Annotated in this window: 23 protein-coding genes; 15 read left to right on the forward strand and 8 right to left on the reverse strand. The window is 56.2% G+C overall.

The features are described from left to right. Positions 1–60 precede the first annotated feature (60 nt). A complete protein-coding gene (locus ACU6HM_RS11180; RefSeq protein ID WP_022983551.1) occupies positions 61–1,383 on the forward strand; it encodes a tryptophan--tRNA ligase in 1,323 nt (440 codons plus the stop codon). Positions 1,384–1,751: 368 nt separating this feature from the next. Here ACU6HM_RS11180 and ACU6HM_RS11185 read toward each other — a convergent pair whose 3' ends face one another. The 3 genes from ACU6HM_RS11185 to ACU6HM_RS11195 form a co-directional block, all read right to left on the reverse strand. After that, positions 1,752–2,411 carry a CatB-related O-acetyltransferase gene (locus tag ACU6HM_RS11185; protein ID WP_009457660.1) on the reverse strand — a complete coding sequence of 220 codons (660 nt, stop codon included), beginning with the start codon at positions 2,409–2,411 and terminating at the stop codon, positions 1,752–1,754. A gap of 235 nt (positions 2,412–2,646) precedes the next feature. After that, positions 2,647–3,159: a hypothetical protein gene (locus ACU6HM_RS11190; protein ID WP_446763811.1), complete on the reverse strand. Its 513-nt coding sequence runs from the start codon at positions 3,157–3,159 to the stop codon at positions 2,647–2,649. A gap of 3 nt (positions 3,160–3,162) precedes the next feature. Next, a complete protein-coding gene (locus ACU6HM_RS11195; protein ID WP_446763812.1) occupies positions 3,163–5,511 on the reverse strand; it encodes a Tex family protein in 2,349 nt (782 codons plus the stop codon). Between the two features lie 160 nt (positions 5,512–5,671). Between ACU6HM_RS11195 and ACU6HM_RS11200 the strand changes: the two genes are divergently transcribed. After that, entirely contained in the window at positions 5,672–7,726 is a 2,055-nt protein-coding gene (locus ACU6HM_RS11200; RefSeq protein WP_026484303.1) for an ATP-dependent DNA helicase, read from the forward strand. A 31-nt stretch (positions 7,727–7,757) separates the two neighbouring features. On the opposite strand, the gene ACU6HM_RS11205 is transcribed toward ACU6HM_RS11200, so the two are convergent. Continuing rightward, positions 7,758–8,237, reverse strand: coding sequence for a hypothetical protein (locus ACU6HM_RS11205; protein WP_446763813.1), 480 nt, complete (start codon positions 8,235–8,237; stop codon positions 7,758–7,760). Between the two features lie 245 nt (positions 8,238–8,482). Then, positions 8,483–8,896, reverse strand: a complete 414-nt coding sequence (locus ACU6HM_RS11210; RefSeq protein ID WP_446763814.1) for a winged helix-turn-helix transcriptional regulator — start codon at positions 8,894–8,896, stop codon at positions 8,483–8,485. Positions 8,897–8,986: 90 nt separating this feature from the next. Between ACU6HM_RS11210 and ACU6HM_RS11215 the strand changes: the two genes are divergently transcribed. The 7 genes from ACU6HM_RS11215 (at position 8,987) to ACU6HM_RS11245 (ending at position 15,347) form a co-directional block, all read left to right on the forward strand. Further along, entirely contained in the window at positions 8,987–9,922 is a 936-nt protein-coding gene (locus ACU6HM_RS11215) for an NmrA/HSCARG family protein (RefSeq protein WP_446763815.1), read from the forward strand. 139 nt (positions 9,923–10,061) lie between these two features. Then, positions 10,062–10,427, forward strand: a complete 366-nt coding sequence (locus ACU6HM_RS11220) for an ethanolamine utilization protein EutQ (RefSeq protein ID WP_446763816.1) — start codon at positions 10,062–10,064, stop codon at positions 10,425–10,427. Next, positions 10,424–11,749 carry an NAD(P)/FAD-dependent oxidoreductase gene (locus tag ACU6HM_RS11225; RefSeq protein WP_268380549.1) on the forward strand — a complete coding sequence of 442 codons (1,326 nt, stop codon included), beginning with the start codon at positions 10,424–10,426 and terminating at the stop codon, positions 11,747–11,749. The genes ACU6HM_RS11220 and ACU6HM_RS11225 overlap by 4 nt, the downstream gene beginning before the upstream one ends. A 48-nt stretch (positions 11,750–11,797) precedes the next feature. After that, a complete protein-coding gene (gene dctP, locus ACU6HM_RS11230; protein ID WP_336972885.1) occupies positions 11,798–12,790 on the forward strand; it encodes a TRAP transporter substrate-binding protein DctP in 993 nt (330 codons plus the stop codon). Between the two features lie 20 nt (positions 12,791–12,810). Then, positions 12,811–13,317 (forward strand): TRAP transporter small permease, encoded by a 507-nt coding sequence (locus tag ACU6HM_RS11235; RefSeq protein WP_009457636.1) that lies wholly within the window; start codon positions 12,811–12,813, stop codon positions 13,315–13,317. Between the two features lie 2 nt (positions 13,318–13,319). Next, entirely contained in the window at positions 13,320–14,615 is a 1,296-nt protein-coding gene (locus tag ACU6HM_RS11240; protein ID WP_022983555.1) for a TRAP transporter large permease, read from the forward strand. 51 nt (positions 14,616–14,666) lie between these two features. After that, positions 14,667–15,347: a TetR/AcrR family transcriptional regulator gene (locus ACU6HM_RS11245; RefSeq protein WP_022983556.1), complete on the forward strand. Its 681-nt coding sequence runs from the start codon at positions 14,667–14,669 to the stop codon at positions 15,345–15,347. Positions 15,348–15,600: 253 nt separating this feature from the next. Here ACU6HM_RS11245 and ACU6HM_RS11250 read toward each other — a convergent pair whose 3' ends face one another. Beyond that, complete coding sequence (locus ACU6HM_RS11250; RefSeq protein ID WP_026484309.1) at positions 15,601–16,398, reverse strand: outer membrane protein assembly factor BamD; 798 nt, start codon at positions 16,396–16,398, stop codon at positions 15,601–15,603. 95 nt (positions 16,399–16,493) lie between these two features. Here ACU6HM_RS11250 and ACU6HM_RS11255 point away from each other — a divergent pair, with 95 nt between their 5' ends. The 5 genes from ACU6HM_RS11255 (at position 16,494) to phaR (ending at position 21,446) form a co-directional block, all read left to right on the forward strand. After that, positions 16,494–17,459 (forward strand): RluA family pseudouridine synthase, encoded by a 966-nt coding sequence (locus ACU6HM_RS11255; RefSeq protein ID WP_446763817.1) that lies wholly within the window; start codon positions 16,494–16,496, stop codon positions 17,457–17,459. Beyond that, positions 17,441–18,208, forward strand: a complete 768-nt coding sequence (pgeF, locus tag ACU6HM_RS11260) for a peptidoglycan editing factor PgeF (protein ID WP_009457632.1) — start codon at positions 17,441–17,443, stop codon at positions 18,206–18,208. Before ACU6HM_RS11255 ends, pgeF begins: the two co-directional genes overlap by 19 nt. A gap of 142 nt (positions 18,209–18,350) precedes the next feature. Further along, entirely contained in the window at positions 18,351–19,982 is a 1,632-nt protein-coding gene (locus ACU6HM_RS11265; protein ID WP_009457630.1) for a PHA/PHB synthase family protein, read from the forward strand. 124 nt (positions 19,983–20,106) lie between these two features. Continuing rightward, positions 20,107–20,844, forward strand: coding sequence for an acetoacetyl-CoA reductase (gene phbB / locus ACU6HM_RS11270; protein ID WP_009457629.1), 738 nt, complete (start codon positions 20,107–20,109; stop codon positions 20,842–20,844). A 59-nt stretch (positions 20,845–20,903) separates the two neighbouring features. Next, on the forward strand, positions 20,904–21,446 hold the full coding sequence (gene phaR / locus ACU6HM_RS11275; RefSeq protein WP_009457627.1) for a polyhydroxyalkanoate synthesis repressor PhaR: 543 nt from the start codon (positions 20,904–20,906) through the stop codon (positions 21,444–21,446). Between the two features lie 3 nt (positions 21,447–21,449). Here the strand turns inward: phaR and ACU6HM_RS11280 are convergent, their stop codons facing one another. Further along, complete coding sequence (locus ACU6HM_RS11280) at positions 21,450–22,592, reverse strand: GNAT family N-acetyltransferase (protein ID WP_446763818.1); 1,143 nt, start codon at positions 22,590–22,592, stop codon at positions 21,450–21,452. A gap of 140 nt (positions 22,593–22,732) precedes the next feature. On the opposite strand from ACU6HM_RS11280, the gene ACU6HM_RS11285 reads away from it, so the two are divergent. Next, positions 22,733–23,698, forward strand: coding sequence for a hypothetical protein (locus ACU6HM_RS11285; RefSeq protein WP_009457625.1), 966 nt, complete (start codon positions 22,733–22,735; stop codon positions 23,696–23,698). 131 nt (positions 23,699–23,829) lie between these two features. Here the strand turns inward: ACU6HM_RS11285 and ACU6HM_RS11290 are convergent, their stop codons facing one another. Beyond that, complete coding sequence (locus tag ACU6HM_RS11290; protein ID WP_035270781.1) at positions 23,830–24,855, reverse strand: DUF3829 domain-containing protein; 1,026 nt, start codon at positions 24,853–24,855, stop codon at positions 23,830–23,832. Positions 24,856–24,912: the final 57 nt, after the last annotated feature.

Below are 24,912 nucleotides of genomic sequence, written 5' to 3' on the forward strand. Positions count from 1 at the left end.
ACTGGCCACGCGTCTGATTCCTGAACCCTGACACGTAGTTTTATAAGCGTATTTTTTATCATGACGACACGAGTACTGACCGGCGTTACAACGACCGGTATTCCACACTTGGGTAATTATGCCGGGGCGATTCGCCCTGCTATCCGTGCTAGCCAGCAAGCCGATGTCGACGCATTTTTCTTCATGGCGGACTACCACGCCCTGATCAAATGTGACGATCCGGAGCGCGTAGCCATTTCGCGCCGTGCGATTGCTGCTACCTGGCTGGCCTGCGGCCTGGATGTGGAAAAAGTAACGTTCTACCGTCAATCCGATATTCCGGAAATTCCGGAGCTGTCCTGGATGCTGGGTTGCGTAACCGGCAAGGGCTTGATGAACCGTGCCCACGCCTACAAGGCTTCTGTCGACAAGAATGAAGCGGCGGGCGTAGAGCCTGATGATGGCGTCACCATGGGCCTGTTCAGCTACCCCGTACTGATGGCGGCCGACATCCTGATGTTCAATGCCCACAAGGTGCCCGTGGGCCGGGATCAGGTGCAGCACCTGGAAATGGCACGCGATATCGCCAAGAGCTTCAACCACCTGTATGGCCGTGGCAAGGAGCTGTTTGTATTGCCTGAAGTGCAGGTGGAAGAGGACGTGGCCCTCTTGCCTGGTCTGGATGGCCGCAAGATGTCCAAGAGCTACGACAACACGATTCCTCTGTTCGAGGGTGGTGCCAAGGCACTGAAGGCAGCCATTGCCCGCATCGTGACGGACTCCAAAGGTCCCGGCGAGTCTAAAGATCCCGATGATTCGCACCTGACGGCCTTGTACAAGGCATTTGCGACACCCGAGCAGACCCAGGCCTTTCGTCAGCAGTTGATCGACGGCATGGCCTGGGGCGAGGCCAAGGATGCCTTGCATCAGTTGCTGGAAGCCATGATTGCGCCCATGCGTGATCGCTACGAAGCCTTGATGGCTCGTCCCCAGGATATTGAGGATTTGCTGCAAGTCGGCGCGCGCAAGGCTCGTGCCTACGCTACTCCCTTCATCCATGAATTGAAGGCGGCCGTGGGCCTGCGTGACCCCTTGAGCGTGGCAGTTAGCAAGACTGAAGCCAAGGCTCGTAAAGCTCGTTTTGTGAACTTCCGCGACGAAGACGGCACCTTCCGTTTCCGCCTGCAAGATGCTGCTGGACAAGAGCTGTTTCTGTCTCGCTCTTATGCAGACCCAAAACAGGCTGGTGTGGCGATCAAGGCACTGCAGACTGCGGCTTTTGCCGAAGTTGCCAAGCAGGAAGGTCAGGAGTTGCAAATCCATTGTGCCGGTGAAGAAGTGGCACGAGTATCGGCAGATCTGCGTGATGCCGTTGCAGCCGCTTTGGATTCGATGCGCGACTAAGTGGTTTGTCTACTGTGGGATTGATCGGCTGTTCAGGATTGATGCCGCAGTGGAGGCAGCAAGCTTCTTTGAGCAGCAACGCTTCAGCTTGAAGATTGCTTGAAAATGAGCAGCCCCAAAAGAGAGACCTATCTCACTTTTGGGGCTGTTCTTTCTGCGTTGTATTGAACGTGTGCAGAAGATCAAAGCTGGAGCTTGGCTTGAGCTTGCTCGTGTAATCGGCTTTGGCCTTAAATTCATTCTTGAAATCAGGTCAGGTCAAACCAAGCCAAACCAAGCCAAACCAAGCCAAATCAGATCTGATTCGAACGTGAACTCTGAATTCTGAGCCCGAAATCTGGATTCGGACTTAAGACCTGGACTTGAGCCTAGGCCAGTCGCCCTTGGGCTTTGGACTTCTGATCCCAGTCCTGGCTGGCCAGCTCCAATGCTGCAATATCTTCTGCGCAGATCACATCTCGCAACGCCGTGAATTTCTCTTCCGACCAGTCGTAAATCTTCAAGGCCAATAGCCGGTCAATCGCTGCGTCCTCAAAGCGCTTGCGCACCGGCACAGCTGGGTTGCCTGCCACAATCGTATACGGGGCCACATTCTTGGTGACCAGTGCACCCGAGGCAATTACGGCACCTTCACCAATGACCACGCCGGGCATGATCATGGCCCGCATACCGATCCAGGCACCGTCATGGATGTAGGTGTCACCTTTGCCAACGTAGGCCTCCGTAATTTTGTCTACGAAGGGATACAGGCTGAACCAGTCCATGCGGTGGGTGTGATTGCCACCCATCAGGATGACGGCCTCGGCACCGATGCAGACGTAGTCACCGATGTGGAGCTGGTCCACTGGCCATTGCGAGGTCCATGCCTTGAGGCTGTACTCGTCCCCGTACAGGTAACGCACCACGCTTTCTTCAAAACTGCCGGTCCAGGCATGGCTGTAGTAGCTGTGCGTGCCACGCACATGGATATTGGGGTTGGATACGGTTTCGTGCAGGAGTTCGACCTGCGACCAGTGTTTTTGCTCCATGTTTTTCCTTCTGGACCTTGCCGCGCTGGAACTGACTTTGCGCCGGTCCCGGCAAAGTGGGTGTTCATGTTTGGGCCAAGCAGCCAAGCGAGCACAAGAGGCTCGCTTGCTGATGTTGATGGCGGGACTAGACTAATGCGCTTTGAGCTGCTTGGCATTCAAGCGGGCCAAAAGCATCAAGCCCTGCATGAATGCTCACGCAGGGCTTGGTGTGTTTAGGCCGGGATTGCTGGCCTTATTCGGCTGGCTGGGCAGGAATATCCAACTTTTCACACAGACTCAGGATTTCCTCCAGGTTCTCGCGTTTGACCACGATCAGCTGAAATTCCTCGTCATAGCTTTGGGCAAATTCCAGCAGGCAGTAGGAGGGGTGAAACTCCTGCAACTGCTCGTTCGCCCATTGGAAAAAGCCGTCCACGTCCTGAAAAGGCATGTCGTCGTAGGGAAAGGCGGGCAGATCCTGGCTTTCAAAGGCAGCCAGAATCTCTTCCCACAGTTCGTCCACGGTATCGGCCAGAGCCAGATAGTCGTCCAGCTCGTAGCTGATGGCCAGGATCAGAGCGCCATCCGGATCGTGTTCCATTAAGTTCTTGGCGTGCTTGCCATACGCCTCACCCATCGCTGTCGGGCTGGCGGTGGCTGTCAGCACGGACTGGCTGATGGCTGCAATATCCTGTTCCTTCTGATCAAATCCGGTCAGCAGATTGAGCAGACGCGTCAGTTGGGAAAGGCGCTCGGTCTCAGTCATGGCTTATCTCCGAAGTTTGCTAAAGGCGGCTGCCATAGCACCTGTCGGTGCCGGTTCAGCTTGCCGGTTGGGGCGATTGTTTCCGGAACGGCGCTGGGGTGCGTTGCTGGTGTTGCTGGAACCACGCACAGGGCCGCTGTCGTCGTTCAGGCGCATGGTCAAGCCGATACGCTTACGAGCTACATCCACTTCCTGGACTTTAACCTTAACGGTCTGCCCAACGCGAACCACATCACGCGGATCTTTGACAAAGGTCTCGGACAGGGCCGAGATATGCACCAGACCGTCCTGGTGCACACCCACGTCCACAAAGGCACCAAAGTTGGCCACATTGGTGACCACGCCTTCCAGAATCATGCCGGGCGTCAAATCGTTCAGGGAGTTGATGCCTTCCTGGAACTTGGCGGTGGTGAATTCAGGGCGAGGGTCGCGACCGGGCTTTTCAATTTCATTAAAAATATCACGCACGGTGGGCAAACCAAAGCGTTCATCCGTGAAGTCCGAAGGCGACAAGCCTTTCAATGCGCCGGATTTACCCATGACATCGCTGGCTTCGGTTTGCAGGCGCTCCAGAATGCGGGCGGCAACCGGGTAGGCTTCGGGGTGAACTGCCGAGGCATCCAGAGGGTTGGCTGCACCGGGAATACGCAAAAAGCCCGCTGCCTGTTCAAAGGCTTTTTCACCAAAGCGCGGCACTTCACGCAACTGCTTGCGGCTTTGGAAGGCACCGTTTTCGTCACGCCAGGTGACGATGTTTTTGGCCAGCGTGTTGTTCAGGCCGGAAACGCGCGCCAGCAGGGGAGCAGAGGCGGTGTTGACGTCCACACCCACGGCGTTCACACAATCCTCAACTACGGCGTCCAGGCTGCGAGCCAGTTCGCGCTGGTTCACGTCGTGCTGGTACTGACCCACACCAATGGATTTGGGGTCGATCTTGACCAGCTCGGCCAGTGGGTCTTGCAGGCGGCGGGCAATAGAGACGGCACCGCGCAGGCTGACGTCCATATCCGGGAATTCTTGTGCGGCCAGTTCAGAGGCGGAGTACACCGAAGCGCCCGCCTCGGACACGACCACGCGGGTCAAAGGCAACTGCGGGAAAGCGGATTGCAGGTCGGCAACCAGTTTCTCGGTTTCGCGTGACGCTGTGCCGTTACCAATCGCCACCAGTTCAACTTGGTAGCGAGTCGCCAGGCCGGCCAGGGTACGAATGGCGCCTTCGCGGTCACGACGGGGTTCAAAGGGGTAGACGGTGGCGGTATCCAGCACCTTGCCGGTTGCATCGATCACAGCGGCTTTTACGCCGGTACGAATACCTGGGTCCAGGCCCAGAACGGCTTTATTGCCAGCGGGGGCTGCCAGCAGCAAATCGCGCAGATTGGCGGCAAACACGCGGGTGGATTCTTGCTCGGCTTCTTCGCGCAGACGGCCAATCAGTTCGGATTCGAATGCTGTCAGCAACTTGACGCGCCAGGTCCAGCGGCAAACCTCGGCCAGCCAATGGTCGCGTGGGCTGGCGTCGGCGGAAAAGTCAGCGCCAATATCGGTCAGCTCGGCGACTTTCAGTACACAAGGGTGGGGCAGAAGCGCATCCTGCTCGGGGTTCAGGCCCAGGCGCAGGTCCAGTGCACCTTGCTGACGACCGCGCAACAAAGCCAGTACACGGTGAGAAGGTAGTTGGCGCAGCGCTTCGTTAAAGTCGAACCAGTCGCGGAACTTGTCGCCTTCCTGTTCCTTGCCTTCGGCAACCTTGGAGTACAGGTGAGCGGACTTCCACAGATAGTCGCGCATGGCTTCCAGCAGATCGGCCTGCTCGGCAAAGCGTTCGGCCAGAATGTCGCGGGCACCGTCCAGGGCGGCTTTGGCCGTGTCGATCTTGGCTTCGGCATTCAGATAGCCTTCGGCCAGCGCCACAGGGTCTGCATCCTTCTGGGCCAGAATGGCGTCCGCCAGCGGCTCCAGGCCGGCTTCGCGGGCAATCTGGGCACGGGTACGGCGCTTGGGCTTGTAAGGGGCGTATAAGTCTTCCAGACGCTGCTTGGTGTCAGCCGCCAAAATGGCTTGCTCCAGCTCGGGCGTCAGTTTTTCTTGCTGGCGGATCGATTCCAGAATGGCATGACGACGCGATTGCATATTGCGCAAATAGATCAGGCGCACTTCCAGATCACGCAGGACATTATCGTCCAGGCCGCCGGTAGCTTCCTTGCGGTAACGGGCAATAAAAGGGACCGTGGCCCCGTTGTCCAAGAGCTCAACCGTAGAGGCGGCTTGTTGGATGCGGATGTTCAGTTCAGAGGCCAGTAGCGCCAGAATCTGTTGGTGATCCTGTTGCTGGGCGAGGGTTTCCACAGTCATTTCAGTTATGGGTCCATCGTTGTAAAAGGGTCTGCAAGCGCCGCATTTTGCCATAAAGACCGGCAGCGACCCAGAATTGGCAGGTATCATCTTGTATGTATTCCACTGTGATTGTAGACAGTTCTGTCATTCGTCACCTCTCCCTGAGCGGTTTTGCCCCATGTTGTTGCAGGATTATTCCGATATCTTTTCTCCCCAAGGCCCTCTGGCAGAGTCTGTCTCGCACTATCGTCCGCGGCAGGCTCAGCTGGAGCTGGCCCAAGCCATCAGCGAGACGGTTGCCGAGTCCGGTGTATTGATTGCCGAGGCTGGTACCGGAACGGGCAAGACCTGGGCCTATCTGGTGCCTGTGTTCATGCAAGGTGGCAAAGCCTTGGTCTCGACCGGTACGCGCACCTTGCAGGACCAATTGTTCCGTCGGGATATTCCCCACCTGCGCAAGGCGCTGGCCTTGCCGGTGGATGTGGCCTTGCTCAAGGGGCGCAGCAACTACGTTTGTCATTACCATTTGGAACGATTGGGGCAGGATGACCGTGCCCTGAAGTCCCGTGCGGAAATTGCTTATCTGCGGGCCATCCAGCTTTTTACGGAGCGCAGCCGTAGCGGCGACAAGGGTGAGCTGGCCGAAGTCCCGGAAGACGCGGATATCTGGCACCGAGTCACTTCCACACGCGATAACTGCCTGGGACAGGATTGCCCCTTTGTGCGCGACTGCTTTGTGATGAAGGCGCGCCGTCATGCCCAGGATGCGGATGTAGTAGTGGTGAACCATGCTCTATTCATGGCGGACCTGGCCTTGCGCGAAGAGGGTGTGACGGATTTGCTGCCTAGCGTGGATCTGGTGGTGTTTGACGAGGCACACCAACTGCCCGACGTGGCCACCCGTTTTCTGGGTAGTAGCGTGTCCTTGTATCAATTGACGGATTTGTGTCGTCAGATAGAAGCGGCGGGTCTGGCCCAGGCGCGCGAGACCGTGGACTGGAGTCAGGTGGCGCGCAAGCTGGAGCAAGCTGCTCGGGATTTGCATTTGCGCACCGCGTCGCTGGCCGCCCAAGGTGGCCGTGCCACTTTTCAGGCCTTGCCTGAGCCCGAGCTTTTTGACGAGGCGCTGGAGAATTTGCTGGAGACCTTCGACAAGGTCATCAAGATGCTGGCCATGGTGGCTGAGCGCCATCCTGATCTGACGGCGGCGCATAAAAGCGCCTTGGAGTTACGTGCGCGCTTGTTCCAATGGAGCCAGCCGGATCGTCAAGGCCGTCACGCCTATTTGCCAGAAAGTGAAAAAGACGAAGACCAGCCCGACGAGTTCGTGCGTTGGGTAGAAAGTGGGCAGCATTATCTGCGCCTGCACAGTGCCCCTTTGTCGGTCGCCAAGATTTTCTCGCGCTACCGAGGCAAGGAGCAGTCCTGGGTGCTGACCTCGGCCACCTTGTCGGTGCATGGTGATTTCAATCACTTCAAGCGTCAACTGGGTTTGTTTGATGCTCGCACCGAAGCCTGGGCTTCGCCTTTCGATTATCCGAATCAGGCGCTGTTCTACGTCCCCAGCACCTTGCCGCTTCCTAGCCATCCCAACTTCAATCAGGCCTTCGTGGATGCGCTTATTCCGCTGATCAAGGCGGGGCAGGGTGGTGTGCTGGTGCTCTGTACCACCTTGCGCTCGGTCGAGCGGATTGCAGATATGCTGCGGGACCGATTTGATCGGGAAGACATCGAACGCAATGTGTTGCGCCAGGGGGAGCGTTCACGGCAAGTTCTGCTGGACGAGTTCCGTGCCCGTGGTAATGCGGTTTTGGTGGGAAGCGCCAGCTTCTGGGAAGGGATTGACCTGCCCGGTGATGCCTTGACGCTGGTTGCTATCGACAAGCTGCCCTTTGCTCCGCCGGATGATCCGGTGCTGGAAGCGCGTATCAAGGAGTGCAAGGACAGGGGCGGTAATCCCTTCATGGAATACCAGTTGCCCGAAGCCGCCATTGCCTTGAAGCAAGGGGCAGGGCGTTTGATCCGTACCGAACGTGATTGGGGCGTACTGATGGTGGGCGATACCCGTATTGTCGAGAAACCCTATGGCAAATTGCTGTGGCGTGGTTTGCCGCCCTTTGCCCGTACGCGTGATCCTGCCCGTGCCTTGGCGTTTCTGCGGGAGCAGAAAGCCAGGCGGCAGAGTGCTCAAGCCAGCGATGTGGAACTGAACGACAGCTCGGAGCAGGCTTGAAAGTATTGCTTGTATTCTCCGCCTATTAAAACTAGGGCAAGGACTCGTCTGCGACGATGTCCTCTGCCACCAAGCCCCATAAGAACAGACTGGGTGTGCCAGCGCCTTCCAGACTGCCCTCTATCTGCTGAAGAACGGACATGACGGCACTGCGATTGCTGACTGCCTCAAACGCTTCCCGAGTGATAGGCGTAAACCAGCCTTTTTTGAGCACCGCAACCGCCATTGCCAGCGCCACGGAAAACACATGCTGGCCCAGCATGGGGACCTGAACCGTCTCGCCTGCGCGATTGCGCACATCAAACATCTGCTCTTCATCAGGCAGTGCTGCACCCAGGCGCCAGGCCAGTGCCAGCCCGAAGGCTTCGGGAATCATCACGCAAAGCTTGGTCGCACGGACTTCTGACAGGCCGCTGGCTTGCAGTTGAGTGATGCATTCGTCAATGCTTTGATCCTTTGCCAGTACAGGAATGGCTTCTAGTACCCGTGTTTCTGCTTGTTCGTGGTTCATGGAGTATGTTTTATGAAAGGGGCATTCTTGGACATTGGAAAATGTCTGTTTTCATGTTCTTGTGACGTCGGGAAGCGGAGTAGTGGGTCTTACGGGCCAACAACTTAGGACAGGTTTCAGCCATTGCTTGCCACGGTGGAGTTTTGAGCTAGGTGCTGCACAGTACCAGGCACGGGGCACGACATTGTATAAAGTCGCAGCATCATAAGCTTGGACTTCAATTTCGCGTCGTTCTCCGTTCTACATCAAGGCTTTTTGGCATCGTACGTTTGACGTGATTCCTGTATACGCGGAAGGTTCTCTCTGACCCACACATTGATGCCTTTCAGCGCATCGAGCATGTTTTTCCCCATCTCCGTCAGTTCGTATTCCACACGTGGGGGCACCTCGGGAAAATAATGGCGTTCTACCAAGCCATCTCGTTCCAGGTTTCGCAGTGTCAGCGTCAGCATGCGCTGTGTGATTCCTTCTACCTCACGCTTGATTTCGGAAAATCGCAGTCTACGATCACCCGCGATGGCAAGGCGCCAGATGACCTGCACGGTCCATTTGTCACCAAGGCGTGTGCAGACTCCATTCAATGGAATTGGCTGGAAGGATGAGTCGCTGTCGGGTTTCTCCTTGAGAGCATCCGACTCTGCTGGATCTATGGGTTTCATTTTTGTGCCTGAGGTTCAAAAAAGTGCCGTCTTCCGCAATTCAGATATCGAGGAAAGAATACGACATTCTCTTTTTTTTCGAGCTGAATCATGAATAAAGCACCTCGTCCCATTCTGGTTTTCGGAGCCACAGGCCGGCAAGGTGGATCGGTGGCCAAAGCACTTCTGGAGGCTCACTGGCCTGTCCGCGCTTTTGTGCAATCTCTATCCAAACCGGCTTCAATCGCTCTGCGGGAAGCAGGCGCTGAACTCGTGCAAGGGTCATTGGACGATGCCAATCTTATCGCGTCGGCCATGAAGGATGTGTATGGCGTATTCAGCGTGATGCCTGCGAACCTATCAGCAGAAGAGGAGGTTTGTTATGGCACACGCCTTGCTGATCTGGCGGCAAAAAATGGCGTCGAGCATTTCATCTATTCCTCGGGGGCTAGCGCTGGGGACAAACTGACAGGTGTTGCGCGCTTTGATGCCAAGCCTCTTATTGAGGCACATATTCGCGAACTGCCGCTGACTGCAACCATCATCCGCCCCATGATCTTTATGGAGATGCTCGTACGTCCAGGCTTTGGCCTGGAGGAGGGACGGTTGGTTTCTCTGATACACCGTGATCATTCGATCCAACTCACTGCGGTGCAAGACATAGGGAAAATCGTTGCCGCCCTGTTTGCGGACAGGGCACGTTTTGCCGGGATGGCCTTGAAGATCGCCAGTGATCGTGTGACCGGCCAGGAGCTGGAGGCCGCCTTTTCTGAAGCCGCAGGTCGCTCTATCACTTATGCCCGATTCCCTGATGAAGTATTAGCTGCCAACGCCGATTTGGGGCATATGGCGTCAAGTCTGGAGGATGGCCCTCTTGCAGAACAGGTGGACCTCGGTCTGATGCGAGAAATCAATCCTGAACTTGTCTCGCTGCGTTCTTGGCTGATGGGAGAAGGGCGTGAAAAGCTGGGAGAAGCGTTGCGCAGAAAACAGCCAAAAGCGCTACGAAGCTCCCTGCTTGCAGAGCCCGTCACAAGGCTAATTTAATTATTTAAATATAAAGCTCTCCCGCCTGAAACGCAGGGTAATCCCCATCTCTCCACGCATTGACGCGTCAAATTCGGCTCATTACCATCACAACATACAACTATGTATGTTCTAAAACCACTTGTGTTTGGTGATCCACATGACAACAGAAAAAACTTTGCCGCGAGTAATACGTTTTGACGATTTGGTCTTTCAGCCCAGACAGGAAAAACCGGAGATGGCGCAGTTGGCGGAAATCGTGGGTGAGGAAGATGGGACGCCTTTGGGGGCGGGGTATGCGCGCTTGAACCGGGCCCGCATCGAATGGACCGTGCTGTATGACGAGGTCGTGACGGTGATCGAGGGCAGCATGCGGATTCATACGCCGCAGGGCATTCTGGAAGCCGGTCCACGTGATTGTGTGTGGTTGCCAGCGGGCACGCCCCTGATCTATGAAGCAGAATCTGCTCTGATCCATTACTGCCTGCATCCCAGCAACTGGGCCAGCGCACGGACGACGGCATGAGCATCAAGAAAATTACGCGTCTGCCGGAGAACGACAAGACCAATGGGTGGAGTCGGCTCCTGGCTCCCCGTACGCCCAAGCCCGCTCTAGCCAAAGACGTGCAGGCTGATTGGGTGATTGTCGGCGGTGGCCTGGCCGGTTTGGCGGCTGCCCGTCGCCTGGCAGAGAACCGCCCCGGTGACAGCATCGTGGTGCTGGAGGCCGATCTGGTGGGCGAGGGCGCTCAAGGCCGAAACTCCGGCTTTGCGATTGATAGCCCTCATAACGTCGGCAGTTCCATGGGCGAACTGGACGCCGCCCGCTCGCATGTGCGCCTGGCGCGTACCGCGATTGCTTATCTAAGAACCCAGGTCGAGCGTTACGGTATCGAGTGCGACTGGAGCCCCATCGGGAAATTCCACGCAGCGGTTTCGGAGGAAGGCGTACGCACAACCTTGAAGCCTACGCTGCAAGTGCTGGAGTCCTTGAAGGAACCGCATGAGTGGCTGGACGGCAAAGCCTTGCACGACAAGTTGGGGTTCACGCATTTCCGCACAGGCATTTACACCCCCGGTACGGTGTTGCTGAACCCGGCGGGTCTATCGCGTGGTCTGGCCGACAATATGCCTTCCAACGTCACCGTCTACGAAAAAACGCCCGTGCTGTCCTTGCAGCAAGACGACGGTGTCACGCTGGAAACCCCCGGTGGCAAGGTTCGTGCAGGCAAGATGATTCTGGCCGTGAATGTGTTCGCCGAGCAGTTCGGTTTTTACAGCGGCAAGCTGATGCCGATGGCGGCTCATGCAAGCCTGACCCGTTGCCTGACAGAAAGCGAGCAGCGCGAATTGGGTGGTTTGCCCAGCTGGGGTTTGACGCCCGCCAATGCCTTTGTGGGCATCACCATGCGTCGCACCAATGACCAACGCATTCTGATCCGCCAGCACATGACTTACGCGCCCAATTTGCGCAGTGATGATGAAAGCCGCCGCCGCGTGCGCATTGAGCACAAAACCCTGTTTGACGAGCGTTTCCCGAATCTGAAGAACGTGGAGATGGAACACACTTGGACGGGCTTTATCTGCCTGTCCCGTAATGGTTCCCCAGGCTTTGGGCAGGTGGCACCGCATGTGTATTCCGCGGTGTGTCAGAACGGGGTGGGTCTGACCAAGGGCACGATTTCCGGCATGTTGGTCGCCGATCTGGCTTGCGGTGTGGACAATCCCTTGATTGCCGATATGCAAGCTTTGGGGCAACCCGATGCCTTGCCGCCACGTCCGTTTCTGGATGTGGGTGTCCGGGCCCGTTTGGGCTGGGAGTTGTGGCGGCACCGGGCGGAAGCCTGATAGCCGACGTTTGAACAATAAATTTAAAAGACATACCCAGGAGGAGTTATGAAGCTTTTGAGCAAGACCTTGCTGACGGTGATGTTCAGCCTGAGCGCGGCCACCGTGTCCGCACAGACCATGCGCATTGCAACGGACTCGGGCGCGCAAGGCTCGCCTAGCGGTGATGCAATCGAGAAATGGGCTGCGCTGATCAAAGAGGGTACGCAAGGCGCGGTGTCGCCACGCGTTTTCTATCAAAACCAGTTGGGTGGTCAGGAAGAGGTGTTCGACCAGCATGTAGCCGGTGATGTGCAGTTGATGCTGAACTGGCCCATGACTTCCTACGACAAGCGCATTGCGGTGATCTACACGCCCTACATGTTCACCACCTGGGAAGAAGCCTTGGCCGCGTACCAGCCCGGTGGCTGGTTGAATGAAACGCTGGACGGTATCTACAAAGAGAACGGCTTGAAGTTCTTTGGTGCCTGGCCTGAAGGATTCAATGGCGTCGCCACTAAAGGCAAACATGCGGTGACGGTAGAGGACGCCAGGAACATCAAGGTACGTGTCCCCCCAATCTCCATGATGCAGCAGTCCGTGCAAGCCATGGGTTATCAGACGGCAGCCATTGACTGGGGCGAAGTGTTTACGTCAATTCAGACCGGCGTGGTGGATGGCGATGCAGCCAACGTCATTTATTACGACTACGAATATTTCCGTGACACGCTGGATTACTACGTGCGCAGCAAGCAGCAGTTCATTACCGGCGTGTTGTCCATGAACCTGGAAGCCTGGGAAGCCTTGAAGCCCGAGCAGCAGGAAGTGATTCAGGCCTCGGCCATCACCATCATGCAAGATCAGTTTTCCAAGGCCCAGGTATCGGACGCGGCCATTGTGGAGAAGTGGAAAGCGCTGGGTAAAACCTACCTTGAGCTCGACAAGGATCAACTGGCTGCTTTGGGCACCCATGTGCGTGCCAAGGTCTGGCCTGCGATGCACGCTGAAGTGGGCGACAGCATCATGGCCCATATCGAGAAAAACGCCTCGGCTCTCAAGTGAACACCTTGGAACAAGGGAGTATGAATGTGAGTGAGGACCCTCTGATCAAGCGAGGGCCGACCCTGATCGCTCTGGAATGGCTGGCCATTGCGTCCAGCGTTGTGGTGGCGGCAGGTTTGGCATATGTGGTGGCCGCACGTTATTACCTGAATTGGCCGGCAGCCGGTGTGCACACCATTGTGATGGTGGCGGCGATCTGGCTGTACATGACGGGGGCCTTGATCGCCAGCCAGTCCCGTCAGCATTTGGTGGTGGATTACCTGTCGCATCGTTTGAAGACCCCACGGGCGCGTGCTATCCATCGTTTCATCGTGTCCGTACTGGTGCTGATCATTGTGGTGGCTTTTGCCTATTGGACCTTGCGCATGTTCATGTGGGGTTCCCGGTTCTCGACCACGATGGCCGAGCTGGGAATTCCTGTCTGGGTACCGCAAGCCGCTATTGGTCTGAACGCCGCCGGTAGCCTGATGTATGCCTTGCGCGATGTTTATCAGTCTTTAATGGCCTTGCGCCATGGAGGCCATTGATTATGCATGCTGGATTTTCTGTTCTCTTGCTCCTGTTCCTGCTAGGTGTCGGGGTGCCAGTGGCCTGGTCCTTTGCGGGCACGCTGCTGATGTTGACGCTGGTGTATGACGTCAACTTGAACACCTTGATGTTGCAAGGTTTCCGTTCCTTGAACTCCCTGGTTCTGCTGGCTTTGCCTTTGTTCATCATGGCGGGGTACTTGATGCAGGCAGGCGGGATTGCACACCGTTTGGTGGGCTTTGCCGAGATGCTGGTCAAGAATCGTCGTGGTGGCATGGGGGCCAGCATGGTGCTGGCTTCCGGGGTGTTCGGGGCGATTTCGGGTACGGCCTCGGCGGCGGTGGCGTCCATTGGCACCATTCTGGTCGATCCCATGGAGCAGCGCGGTTATCCGCGTCAGTACTCGGCGGCCTTGCTGGGGATTTCCTCTTTGCTAGGGATTCTGATTCCGCCGTCCATCACCATGATTCTGTTCGCGGTGGTGACGCAGCAGTCGGTAGTGGCGTGTTTTGCAGCCACGATCGGGCCAGGGATTCTGTTGATGGTCGGGCTGACGCTGTTCAATTATGTGGTGGCTGGACGCTGGTTCAAGGAACTGCCAGCACAAGCTGTTGATGAAAAATCCCGTCGTTCTTCCCTCAAGACTTTGCTTTATGCCGTGCCCGCCTTGTGTATTCCCACCTTGATTCTGGGTGGTATTTACGGGGGCGTATTCACACCCACGGAAGCTGCGGCGGTGGCGGTTGTGCTGGTGATTGGCATCGGCTGCTTTGTGTATCGTGAACTGACCCTGCGCAAGCTGCGTGACAGCTTCGTTCGCACGGCAGAGACTACGGGCACCGTTATCCTGATCTTGCTGTTCTCCTTTCTGATCGGCCGTATTTTGGTTGCGCAAGGCGTGCCTCAGGACCTGACCGCCTTTGTGACGGGTCTGGTGGATAGCCCCATCGGCATTCTCTTGATGGTCAATGTGTTCCTGATTCTGGTGGGCATGATTATTGACGATGTGTCCTTGACCGTGGTGGTGGCTCCCTTGCTGCTGCCTTTGGTGGGCGTGGCCGATGTCAATCCGATACAGTTTGCCGCGATTGTGGCGTGTGCGGTGATTGTGGGTTCCAACAGCCCGCCGATGGCACCTGTGCTGTACATGTCCTGCCGTATCAGCAAGGTGACGGTACATCGTTCCTTTGGCCCGGCCATCGCCATGATCGTGTTTGTGGCTATTCCGATTCAATTGATCACCACCTTCGTGCCCGCTGTTTCCTTGGCGTTTCCACGAATGCTGGGCCTGTTATAAGAGGAGCGCCGGTATACTTTGGCGACTAAAGCGACTCTACAAGCAGGCGATATGAGCGATAAGGAATTGATTGAACGTGTGGCCCAGGCCGGCGCACTGACCGAGCCCAATGTGCATTTGACGCGGGCGGATTGGCTGGAGGCGGCCATTCGCCTGTTCATGCAGGAAGGCGTGGAGGCGGTGCGCATCACTCGTCTGGCGCAGGTGATGGCCGTCACGCGAGGCAGTTTTTATTGGCATTTCAAGGACAGGGACGATCTGCTGGATGGGCTGGTCGGTTTCTGGGAACAAAAGAATATGCGCTCCACCATGTTGGCGCTGGAGAATGTGGACAATCTGCAAGATGGCATGTTGTCCCTGTTCTCTACCTGGTTGGACGTGTCCCGTTTTGAGCCGGGCCTGGATATGGCCATGCGGGATTGGGCAAGGCGCTCCGAGCGAGTGCGTCAAGCCGTCGAGCGGGCGGACAAGGCCTGCATGAATGCCTTGGCCAATTTCTTTCAGCGCATGGGTGTGGAAGAGATTGAAGCCCAGACCCGAGCCCGGACGACGTACTTTTGTCAGATTGGCTATTACCTGATTGGCCTGCAGGAAGAGCTGGAAGACCGCATGGTGTATCTGGACGACACTATGAAGATTCTGGGAGGCCAGCCCCTGGACCCAGCCAAGGCCAAGGCTTTTGCAGAGCGTATGTATAGCGTGCAAAAGGACAATGCCAAGAAGGTGGGGTGATATTCAGGATGCTCTGGGGCCTGTGGGGGCGGGGTGTGTTTAGATGGCTGCAGGCTAAGGAGCTACCTGACTTGTCGTTACTGTTTTGATGAGCAGGGCAGAGCAGACTGGTAAGGAATATCAGCTTGAAGCCGGAAAACTGAAAAGGCCGAATCCTGTATGGGATTCGGCCTTTTTTTGACTGCGTTCTGTGAGGCGTTTTATTGTCGCTTCACAAAGGCAGCCTGTGTTTTATGCTGCTTTGCCTCAAGGTTTAGAACCAGTTAATCGGGTTCCAGTAGTTAACCTTGGCATCCAGACCGTCCTTGAAGTAGGTGGAGTCCGGGAAGTTCTGATCCATCACGCGTTTGGTGGTGTCACGCAGCTCGGTTTGACCCATCTTGTCGTAGGACAGGTACATCAAGTACAGCGCGCGTTCAGCAATAGGCACGCCCTTGAAGTCCGTAATCACGGTTTGCGCACGGTTCACAGCAGCCACGTAAGCGCCACGCTTGTAGTAGTACTCGGCTACGTGCACTTCGTTCTGGGCGATGGTGCTGACCAGCCAGGTCAAGCGCTTGGCGGCATCCGGTGCGTAACGGCTATTGGGGTAGCGTTGCAGCAGATCGTTAAAGGCTTCGTAGGATTCGCGCAGACCTTTGGGGTCACGCTCGCTGGGGTCCTGTTGGGTAATGTTGGACAGGGCAGCGCTAGGAGGCGTAAAGGAGATCAGCCCTTTCAGGTACAGCATGTAGTCGGTACCGGGGTGGCTGGGGTACTGCTTCTGGAAGCGGTCGATAGCGGCCAGGGCTTTGGCAGGCTCCTCGTCTTTCCAGTTGATATAGGCCTGGTCGATCAGCGATTGCTGTGCGTAAGTGCCAAAGGGGTAGCGGGACTCGACGGCTTCCAGGCGGGTACGCGCGTCTTTCCAGTTGCCGGCGGACATTTCTTCACGGGCGTCTTTATACAGGCGCTCGGCGGTCCAACCCGAGGTGGGGTCAACTTCTTTTTTGGTAGTGCCGCAGCCAGCAAGCAAAGTGGCAGCCAGCATTAATGCGGCTACTTGGGCCAGCTTGGTACCACGAATACGTGGCAAGTTCAGGTTCAGGCGAGTCACAAAAGCGTCCTTGGTGTTAGCATTGCTGCTCAATTATATGATTTGTCGCCATGCCTGACACAGATACTGAAAAAGATAGTGTTGTTTCTTCCGACGCACTGCGTTTTATCCTTCCCATCACTGCGTCTCCCGATCGTCTGGACAAGACGTTAGCGCGTTTACTGCCACAGCATTCGCGCAGCCGTCTACAGTCCTGGGTCGAGAGTGGGCATGTTCTCGTCAACGGCCAGGCCGTCAAGGTCAAGCATACGGTTTACCCCGGTGATACCGTGCTGGTCTGGGAGCAACAGGCCCCAGAAGACATGGCCTTCGAACCTGATGACGTGGACTTCGAGATTGTGGCTCAAAGCGACTCCTGGCTGGTGGTTAACAAGCCAGTGGGTCTGGTCACGCATCCTGGTGCGGGTAACTGGCGTGGCACCTTGCTCAATGGTTTGCTGTTTCGCTTCCCCAATCTGCGTCAGGTACCCCGTGCCGGTGTTGTACACCGGCTGGACAAAGACACTTCTGGCTTGCTGGTCGTGGCCCGCACGGAAGTCGCACAAACTCACTTTGTCCGACAACTGCAAGAGCGTAGCATGGGACGCCAGTATCTGGCGTTGGTCCATGGCGTCTTGCCGGGCCAGGGCTCGGTCGATGAGCCGATTGGACGCGATTTGCGCGTGCCAGTGCGCATGAGTACTGGGCCGTCCGTCGCTCCCAAGCATGCTGTAACGCATTATCAAATGTTGCGTCAGGGTTATGCAGGCGAGGAAGCGGTGACCGAGGTGGCTTGCCGACTGGAGACAGGGCGTACCCACCAGATTCGTGTCCACCTGAGCTCAATCAAGCATCCTCTGCTGGCCGATACCTTATATGGTGGCCGCGTTGTCGGGGGGGCGCAGCGCCAAATGCTGCATGCCCATGTGCTGGAGTTTGATGATCCCGATACGGGCGAGCGCCGTCGCTTCTCGGCGGAGCCACCGTCTGACTATCAGTCTGTTGCAGAGGCGATTGAATGGCACACTCAAAGCTGATTCCTGGTGTTAGCGGCCCCGAACAAGCGGGGCTGCTTTATTTCTGTACGACTCGGGCCGGTGGCGTCAGCCAGGACGAGCGTGACAGCCTGAATCTGGGTCTGAATACCGGCGACGATCCGGAGCGGGTGCAGGTTAACCGCCAGCGGCTGGCGGACTTCCTGGGTTCGGAGCCAGTCTGGCTGGCACAGGTACACGGCACAGATGTGCTGGATGCAGATCAGGATGTTTTGCCTGCCGTGCCCAGACAGTTTGATGCTGCCATCACTACACGCCGGGACCGTACCCTGGCCATTCTGACCGCCGATTGCCTGCCGGTGGTGATCTGGGACGAGCAATCTCAGGTCTTGGGTGTGGCCCATGCCGGTTGGCGTGGTCTGCAAGCCGGAGTCCTGGAGCGTACCTGGCAGGCGATGGCCGCCCGTTGTCCCCAAGCGCAATCCTGGCAAGCCTGGATTGGTCCGGCAATCAGTCAAGAACACTTTGAAGTCGGGCAGGAAGTCTTTGATGCCTATGTTCAGGATGAGCCGGAATTGGCCGCCTTTTTTATTCAGGGAAAGCGTCCTGGAAAATGGCAGGCGGATTTGCCCGGTATTGCCCGCCACCGTTTGGAAAAATTAAGCCCTGGAACAATGACCGTGCACTTGAGTGGCTTGTGTACGTTTCAAGAGAATGAATTGTTTTATTCCTACCGCCGCTCGCCCTTGACCGGCCGACAGGCCACGATTGCTCGCTTGAACCTGCTTTAACGGTTTTTTAATCGTATTAAATACGATATGGAATCTTTAATTCCGTCTATTGGCGTGCCAGCCTAATTAATTACCCCAATTGACTGCTTTTGTTACGAACGTCATGCTCTAAGCGTATTTGCAATTCGTTTACAGGTGGCAGATGTCGAGTAACAACAGAGCTTTTCAAGGTTTTGGCAAACCGATCGATGCCACCCGCTGTGCTGAACTGCAAGCTCGTTATATGCAACAGTGGCAGGAGTTGTGGGACCAGGCCCAGCGCGGTGCCTTGCCACCTCCCCAGGATCGCCGGTTTGCGGATGCCGCCTGGCAGAGCAATCCCACCGCCTTGTTCAATGCCCATATCTGGCAGCTTAGCGTTCAGGCCATGAACGAGATGCTGGACTCGATGGAGCTGGAAGCCCCGCAGCGTGAGCGCCTGAGCTTTTCCATGATGCAGTGGGCTGAGGCCATGTCGCCCAGCAACTATTTGATGCTCAACCCCCAGGCCCTGCAAACCATGATGGATACGGGCGGCCAGTCGGTGCTGGAAGGAATGTCCAATTTTATGGACGACTGGCAAAAAGGCCGTCTGACACAAACGGATGAAAGCCAGTTTCAACTGGGGAAAAACGTGGGTGCTACCCCCGGTGCCGTGGTATTCCAGAACGATATTTTTCAACTGATTCAATACGCACCTACTACCAGCATGGTCCATGCCGTGCCCTTGCTGATCGTGCCGCCCTGCATCAACAAGTTCTACATTCTGGACCTGCAGCCGGAGAATTCCTTTGTACGCCACGCTCTGGATCAGGGGCTGACGGTGTACCTGATGTCCTGGCGCAATCCCCAGCCGAATGACGCGGCCCATATCCATGCACTGAGTTGGCAGGATTATCTGGAGCAGGGCGTGCTGGAAGCGATTCGTGTCAGCCAGGAGCTGTCGGGCCAGGAAAAAATCAATACGCTGGGCTTTTGTATCGGTGGCACCTTGCTGGCCAGCGCTTTGGCTCTGGCACGCGATAAAGGTCAGGACCCGGCCGTTTCCATGACCTTGCTGACCACCATGTTGGATTTCACCGATGTGGGCATGCTGAATGTCTTTATCGACGAAGCACAGGTTGCGTTTCGGGAGTGGCAGTTGGGGCAGGGCGGATTGCTCAATGCCCGTGAGCTGGCCAGTACCTTTTCTTTCCTGCGCCCCGCCGAGCTGGTTTGGAACTATGTGAACAGTAACTACTTGCAGGGTAAAAAACCACCTGCCTTTGACTTGCTGTACTGGAACTCCGACGGCACCCATTTGCCCGGTCCTTTCTTTACCTGGTATTTGCGCAATACCTATCTGGAAAATCGTCTGGTTCAAAAAGGTGGTGTTCCCGTGGGGGCGCACCGCGCCGATCTGAGCCAGCTGGATTTGCCCGTGTACCTGTATGGCTCCAAAGAAGACCATATCGTGCCCTGGCAGTCGGCCTATGCGTCCTTGCAGGCACTGCCTGCGGCTCAGCATCGTTTTGTGCTGGGAGCTTCGGGCCATATCGCAGGCGTGATCAATCCACCTGCCAAGCAGCGCCGTAATTACTGGGTGCTGCAAGATGGCGAGCCAGTCGCCACGCTGGATGCCCAGCAGTATATGGAGCGGGCTCAGTCCGTACCTGGTAGCTGGTGGTCCGATTGGATTGCGTGGCTTGCACCTTTGTCGGGTTCGCGGCGTCGCGCAAAACGTCGTCTGGGCCATGCGCGTTATCCCGTGCTGGAGGATGCGCCCGGCAGTTATGTGAAAGTGCGCGCCAGTTAATTTTCAATTTTTCAGGTTTCGGGAGCCGGGCGGTCTGCCTGCTTCCATTATCCCGACGCCAGGCTTTTTCATTGTCCGGGCCGGCCCAGGGATCGAGCTTTGTCACCCCTTTCAGGAGAAGTATATGAGCAGCAAAGTAGCTTACGTCACTGGTGGTATGGGAGGGATAGGGACAGTCATTTGTCAGCGTCTGGCCAAAGACGGTTTTACCGTTATTGCAGGCTGCGGCCCCAATCGCGATTTTCAGAAATGGTTGGGTGAGCAGGCCGAGCTGGGCTACACATTTCATGCTTCGGTGGGCAACGTAGCAGACTGGGACTCGACCGTTGAAACCTTTAAAAAAGTCTTTGCCGATTTTGGTCGTGTGGATGTTCTGGTCAATAATGCCGGGATTACACGCGACGGCACCTTCCGTAAAATGAGTCAGGAAGATTGGCGCGCGGTGATTGACACCAACCTGAACAGCCTGTTCAACGTGACCAAACAAGTCATTGATGGCATGGTAGAGCGCCAATGGGGCCGCATCATCAATATCAGCTCAGTAAACGGGCAGAAAGGGCAGTTTGGCCAGACCAACTACTCCACGGCTAAAGCCGGGATCCACGGCTTTACCATGGCTCTGGCTCAGGAGGTTGCCAATAAGGGGGTGACGGTCAATACTATTTCCCCCGGTTATATTGGTACGGACATGGTGCGTGCGATTCGCCCCGACGTTCTGGAGAAAATCGTGGCGACCATTCCAGTGGGCCGTTTGGGTACACCGGATGAAATTGGCTCCATGGTGGCCTGGCTGGCCTCGGGTGATTCCGGCTTTGCCACGGGTGCGGATTTCTCCCTGAACGGTGGCTTGCACATGAGCTAAGGCTTGTTGCAGTGCATAGCGCGTGTTTTTGATTTATTGATTAGGAAGTAAGCACCAGCATGGGATCCCCTCGACTCATCAAGAAATACCCCAATCGTCGCTTGTACGACACGCAGGCCAGCGCTTACATCACTATGGTCGATGTCAAGCAACTGGTCCTGTCAGGAGAGGAGTTCGCGGTCGTCGATGCCAAAAGCGGCGAGGACCTGACGCGCAGTATTCTGTTGCAGATCATTCTTGAGGAAGAAAGCGGGGGTATCCCCATGTTCTCCACTCCGGTGCTGATGCAGATCATCCGCTTTTATGGCAATGCCATGCAGGGGGTGATGGGCTCGTATCTGGAAAAGAACATTCAGGCCTTCATGGAAATCCAGGAGCGCATGACTGAGCAGTCCAAAGGCGTCTACGGCGGTCAGTTCGGCCCGGAAGCCTGGGCTCAGTTCATGAGCATACAGGCGCCTGTGATGCAAACCGTCATGAACAGCTATATCGATCAGAGCAAGAATCTGTTCGTGCAAATGCAGGACCAAATGCAGGATCAGACCCGGCAAATGTTCTCGGTCTTTCCCTTTGCGCCACCAGGCAAAGACAAGAAAGACTGATTTTTAGCTTGCCAGCGTTTTAAACGGGGTATGGCTGTTTAGTGCTTCCTGATAGCGGGCCACATGGCCCGCTTCTTCATGCAGGAACTCTTCAATGGCGTGGGCAAAGCGGGGGTCAGCAATCCAGTGCGCCGAGCTGGTGGGAGTGGGCAGCAAACCTCGCGAGAGCTTGTGCTCCCCTTGAGCACCGCCTTCAAAGAAACGCAGTTGCTGCGCAATGCAGAACTGAATTGCCTGGTTGTAGCAGGTCTCGAAATGCAGGCCTGGCACGTATCGAGTACAGCCCCAGTAACGTCCATAAAGTGTATGCCCGTCCCGCAGCGACAGGGCGCAGGCTACATCTTGCCCATCTTGCTGCGCCAGAATCAGTACCAGAGAGTCGGGTAGATGTTCGTGCAGGCGCGCAAAGAAATCCCGATTCAGATAGGGGCGTTGTCCGCGCTCCTGATAGGTATTGGCATAGCACTGGTAAAAGTAGTCCAGGTTCTGCTCGCTAATCTCCTGGCCCTGTTTGTGCTCAAAGGACAGCCCCTGCTCGTAAACCTTGCGGCTGTCCTGTCGCATTTTTTTGCGCTTTTGCTGGGTCAGGGAAGCCAGGAAGTCCTCGTAGCTGGCGTAGTTCTGGTTTTGCCAGTGAAACTGCACATCGTGGCGAATCATGAAGCCCGCCTGCTCCAGAGCTTGCCTGTCCTCTGGATTCGGGAACAGGACATGCACAGAGGACAGCTGATTACTTTGCGTCAGCTGGATCAGTTGCCTGGCCAGCAGGATGCGATCCTCTTGTGTGTGCGCCAGCAGACGTGGGCCGCTAACGGGCGTGAAGGGGACGGCACTGAGCAGCTTGGGGTAGTAGTCCAGCCCATGGCGTTGATAAGCCTGAGCCCAGCCCTGATCAAACACATACTCGCCGCGCGAATGGTGCTTCAGATACAGGGGCACGGCACCACACAGCGTCTGTCCCCGATGCATCAAGAGGTAATGTGGCGACCAGCCTGTCTGTGGAATGGCGCAGCCAGCTTCGTCCAATGACGTCAGAAAAGCATGACTGAGCAACAGGTGATGGCCAGAGAGCGCGTCCCAGTGTGCTGCGTCGAGCTGACTCAGTTGTGTGCAAAGTGAAAATTGGATCGGTTCAGTGCTGACCATGGCAGGGAGTATGTCGGTAAGCTCAACTTGAAACAGGGCTAGGGCATAGACCCTGACGGCTTTGTATACTAGCCAGCGTTTCATGCAAAGGGAAGGCTTGATTGGTATTGTTGCCAGCGCTTGCCCAATAAGAGGAATTCATGAAGAAAATTGCCTTGGCGCTGGGGACGTGGATGGTGCTGGCGGGTTCGGCTCAAGCGGGTCCTGCCTGTGAGTATTTGCGTAATTATGTCGCTTTACAGCCGCAATCCGGCGACGAGCTGCAGATGCAGGATCAGGAGGGGGCTTGTCTAGTTCAGAACGGACAGTGGTCGGCCAGTTTTTCGTCAATGCTGCTGGCCTTTGATGAGCTGATCTTGCGTGATGAGGGCTTGGCATCCTTGTCCGAGCGGCAAGTTATTCCAGACTCCATGGATCTACAAGTAAGCGGGATCTATGTTCTGACGGGACGTTTGCCAGGGCAGGACTACGTAATGCGCCTGCAAGCCAAGCCTATGGATTTTACTTTCAAGTACAAGTGGGACTCGGCCTTGGCACAATTGAATTTGGAGCAGGTTCGACTGCGTAGTCAGTACCTGCGTGAGGTTCGTGCTCAGGCGCAATTCGGGATTGAGTCGGCCGCAGGACGCCCCTTGGGTGCCGATGATCTTGAGCAGGCGGAGCTTAAAAGTCTGAATCTGTACCTGGATAATCAGAATCTGATCCAGTCCATGATCATGCCTGCGTTGGTGATGAACATGAGCATGTACGAAGACCCGCGCCCTGGTATCGAGAAGGCCTTGTTGGCCGCACGCACTTCCGTGCAGTTGATGCCTGACTCGGTGGCGGATCGGGACAGCCGCGATGCCTTGCTGGCATTTATTGCTCAGCTACCCGCGCCTCAGGGGCGCTTGTCGTTGAATATGACAATGGATCCCCCTTGGCCAGCGGCACGTCTGGAGTCTGGCTTGTCTGTGGATCAGGTGCGTAAATTGATGTCTGGCATGAAGGTGCAAGCCAGATTCAATACAGGGCAAGAAGCCCCGTCTGTCTATGTGTGGCTGCGTGATCGTCTGCGTGATGGTTTGCGGTTTTTCGATCTTCGCAAGGATGACGCGGCGCGCTAATGAGCGTTTGGCCCTGGTGGCGTGAGGCCCTGTAATACCGGACCAACCCCATCTTGCTTGGGGTCTGCCATTGCCAGTGCGCAGGCTGCGCTCTCCCGCTTACGGAAAACGCAGCCATTAGCCTGGTTTCGTCAGGCGTCGGGTAGCATGTTGTAGTTTCTGATCATGCTGTTGTAGTCGTTCTCCAGCTTGGAGAGCTGGTACTCCACATTGGCTTGCTTTGCGTCCGATGCCAGGGCTCGGCGCAGATCCTTCAAGCCCACCAGGAAGGTATTGAAGTTGCTGGACAGGGCAAACCACTTGGGCGCGTTGCCCAGCTGCGTTTTGGTGTCGGGATGTGCTTTGGCAAAGGCATCAGCCTTGTCGAAGGCGGCTTGATACGCTTGCTCGATTTTCTCGATGGACTGGCCAGTGAGCTGCTCGGACTCTGCCAACGTGCTGATGGCATCAACGGCGCGGCGGGCGGCCAGAGAGACATTCAGCGTGTGCCAAGCAAAGTTCTCGGTGCCGTAAGCCTCTTCAATCGCTACCAGCTGTTTTTCCCGCAGACTGTGATTGCGCTCCGAGACTGTTTGTCTGAGCGTGTCTTCCGCATCAAAGAAGCTGATGAACAGAGGCATGATCTGCTCGTCCAGCTCGCGGCCTTTCTTCATCTGGTCGTCAATATTGTCCTTGCGACTGTAATAGAGATCCGCTTCATTCATGACGGGAATCAGCTTTTCCAGCGTGTCAGCAAACACTTGACCAGGCTTGTCCAGTCCAGCGTCTGCTGGCGGCATGGCGATGGCATTGCGCATTTGGGTGATGCATTCGCGCGAGATGGAGTTGTTCTGCTCGTACACCTTGATCTTGAAGCTGGCGGCAATGCGGGTGGAGCCGGGGGTAGCGACAAGGTTCTGATATTCCTTGATGTATTTCTGGGCATGCTGGCTCAAGGGGCTGGCGACGTCATTCAGGCAGGCAATTACTGGCTGCAGTTTCTCGGCCAGTTGCATATCCTGCTTTTGCAGGCTCACTTCACCATTGCCCAGAAGGGAACTGCCAGAGGTGCCGACCTTCATTTCCTGTGGCAGCCAGGTGTTGAATTGGCCGCTGGCGTAGGCGCCGATGGCAATGCCGATCGCGCCCAGGATCACAATACTTGTAAGTTTCTTCATTTTCGCGCTGTAGAGATAAGCTGCATTGCCCCTGGGGAAAGGGACAGAGACAGGTCT

The organism is Alcaligenes sp. RM2 (genome assembly GCF_052931795.1).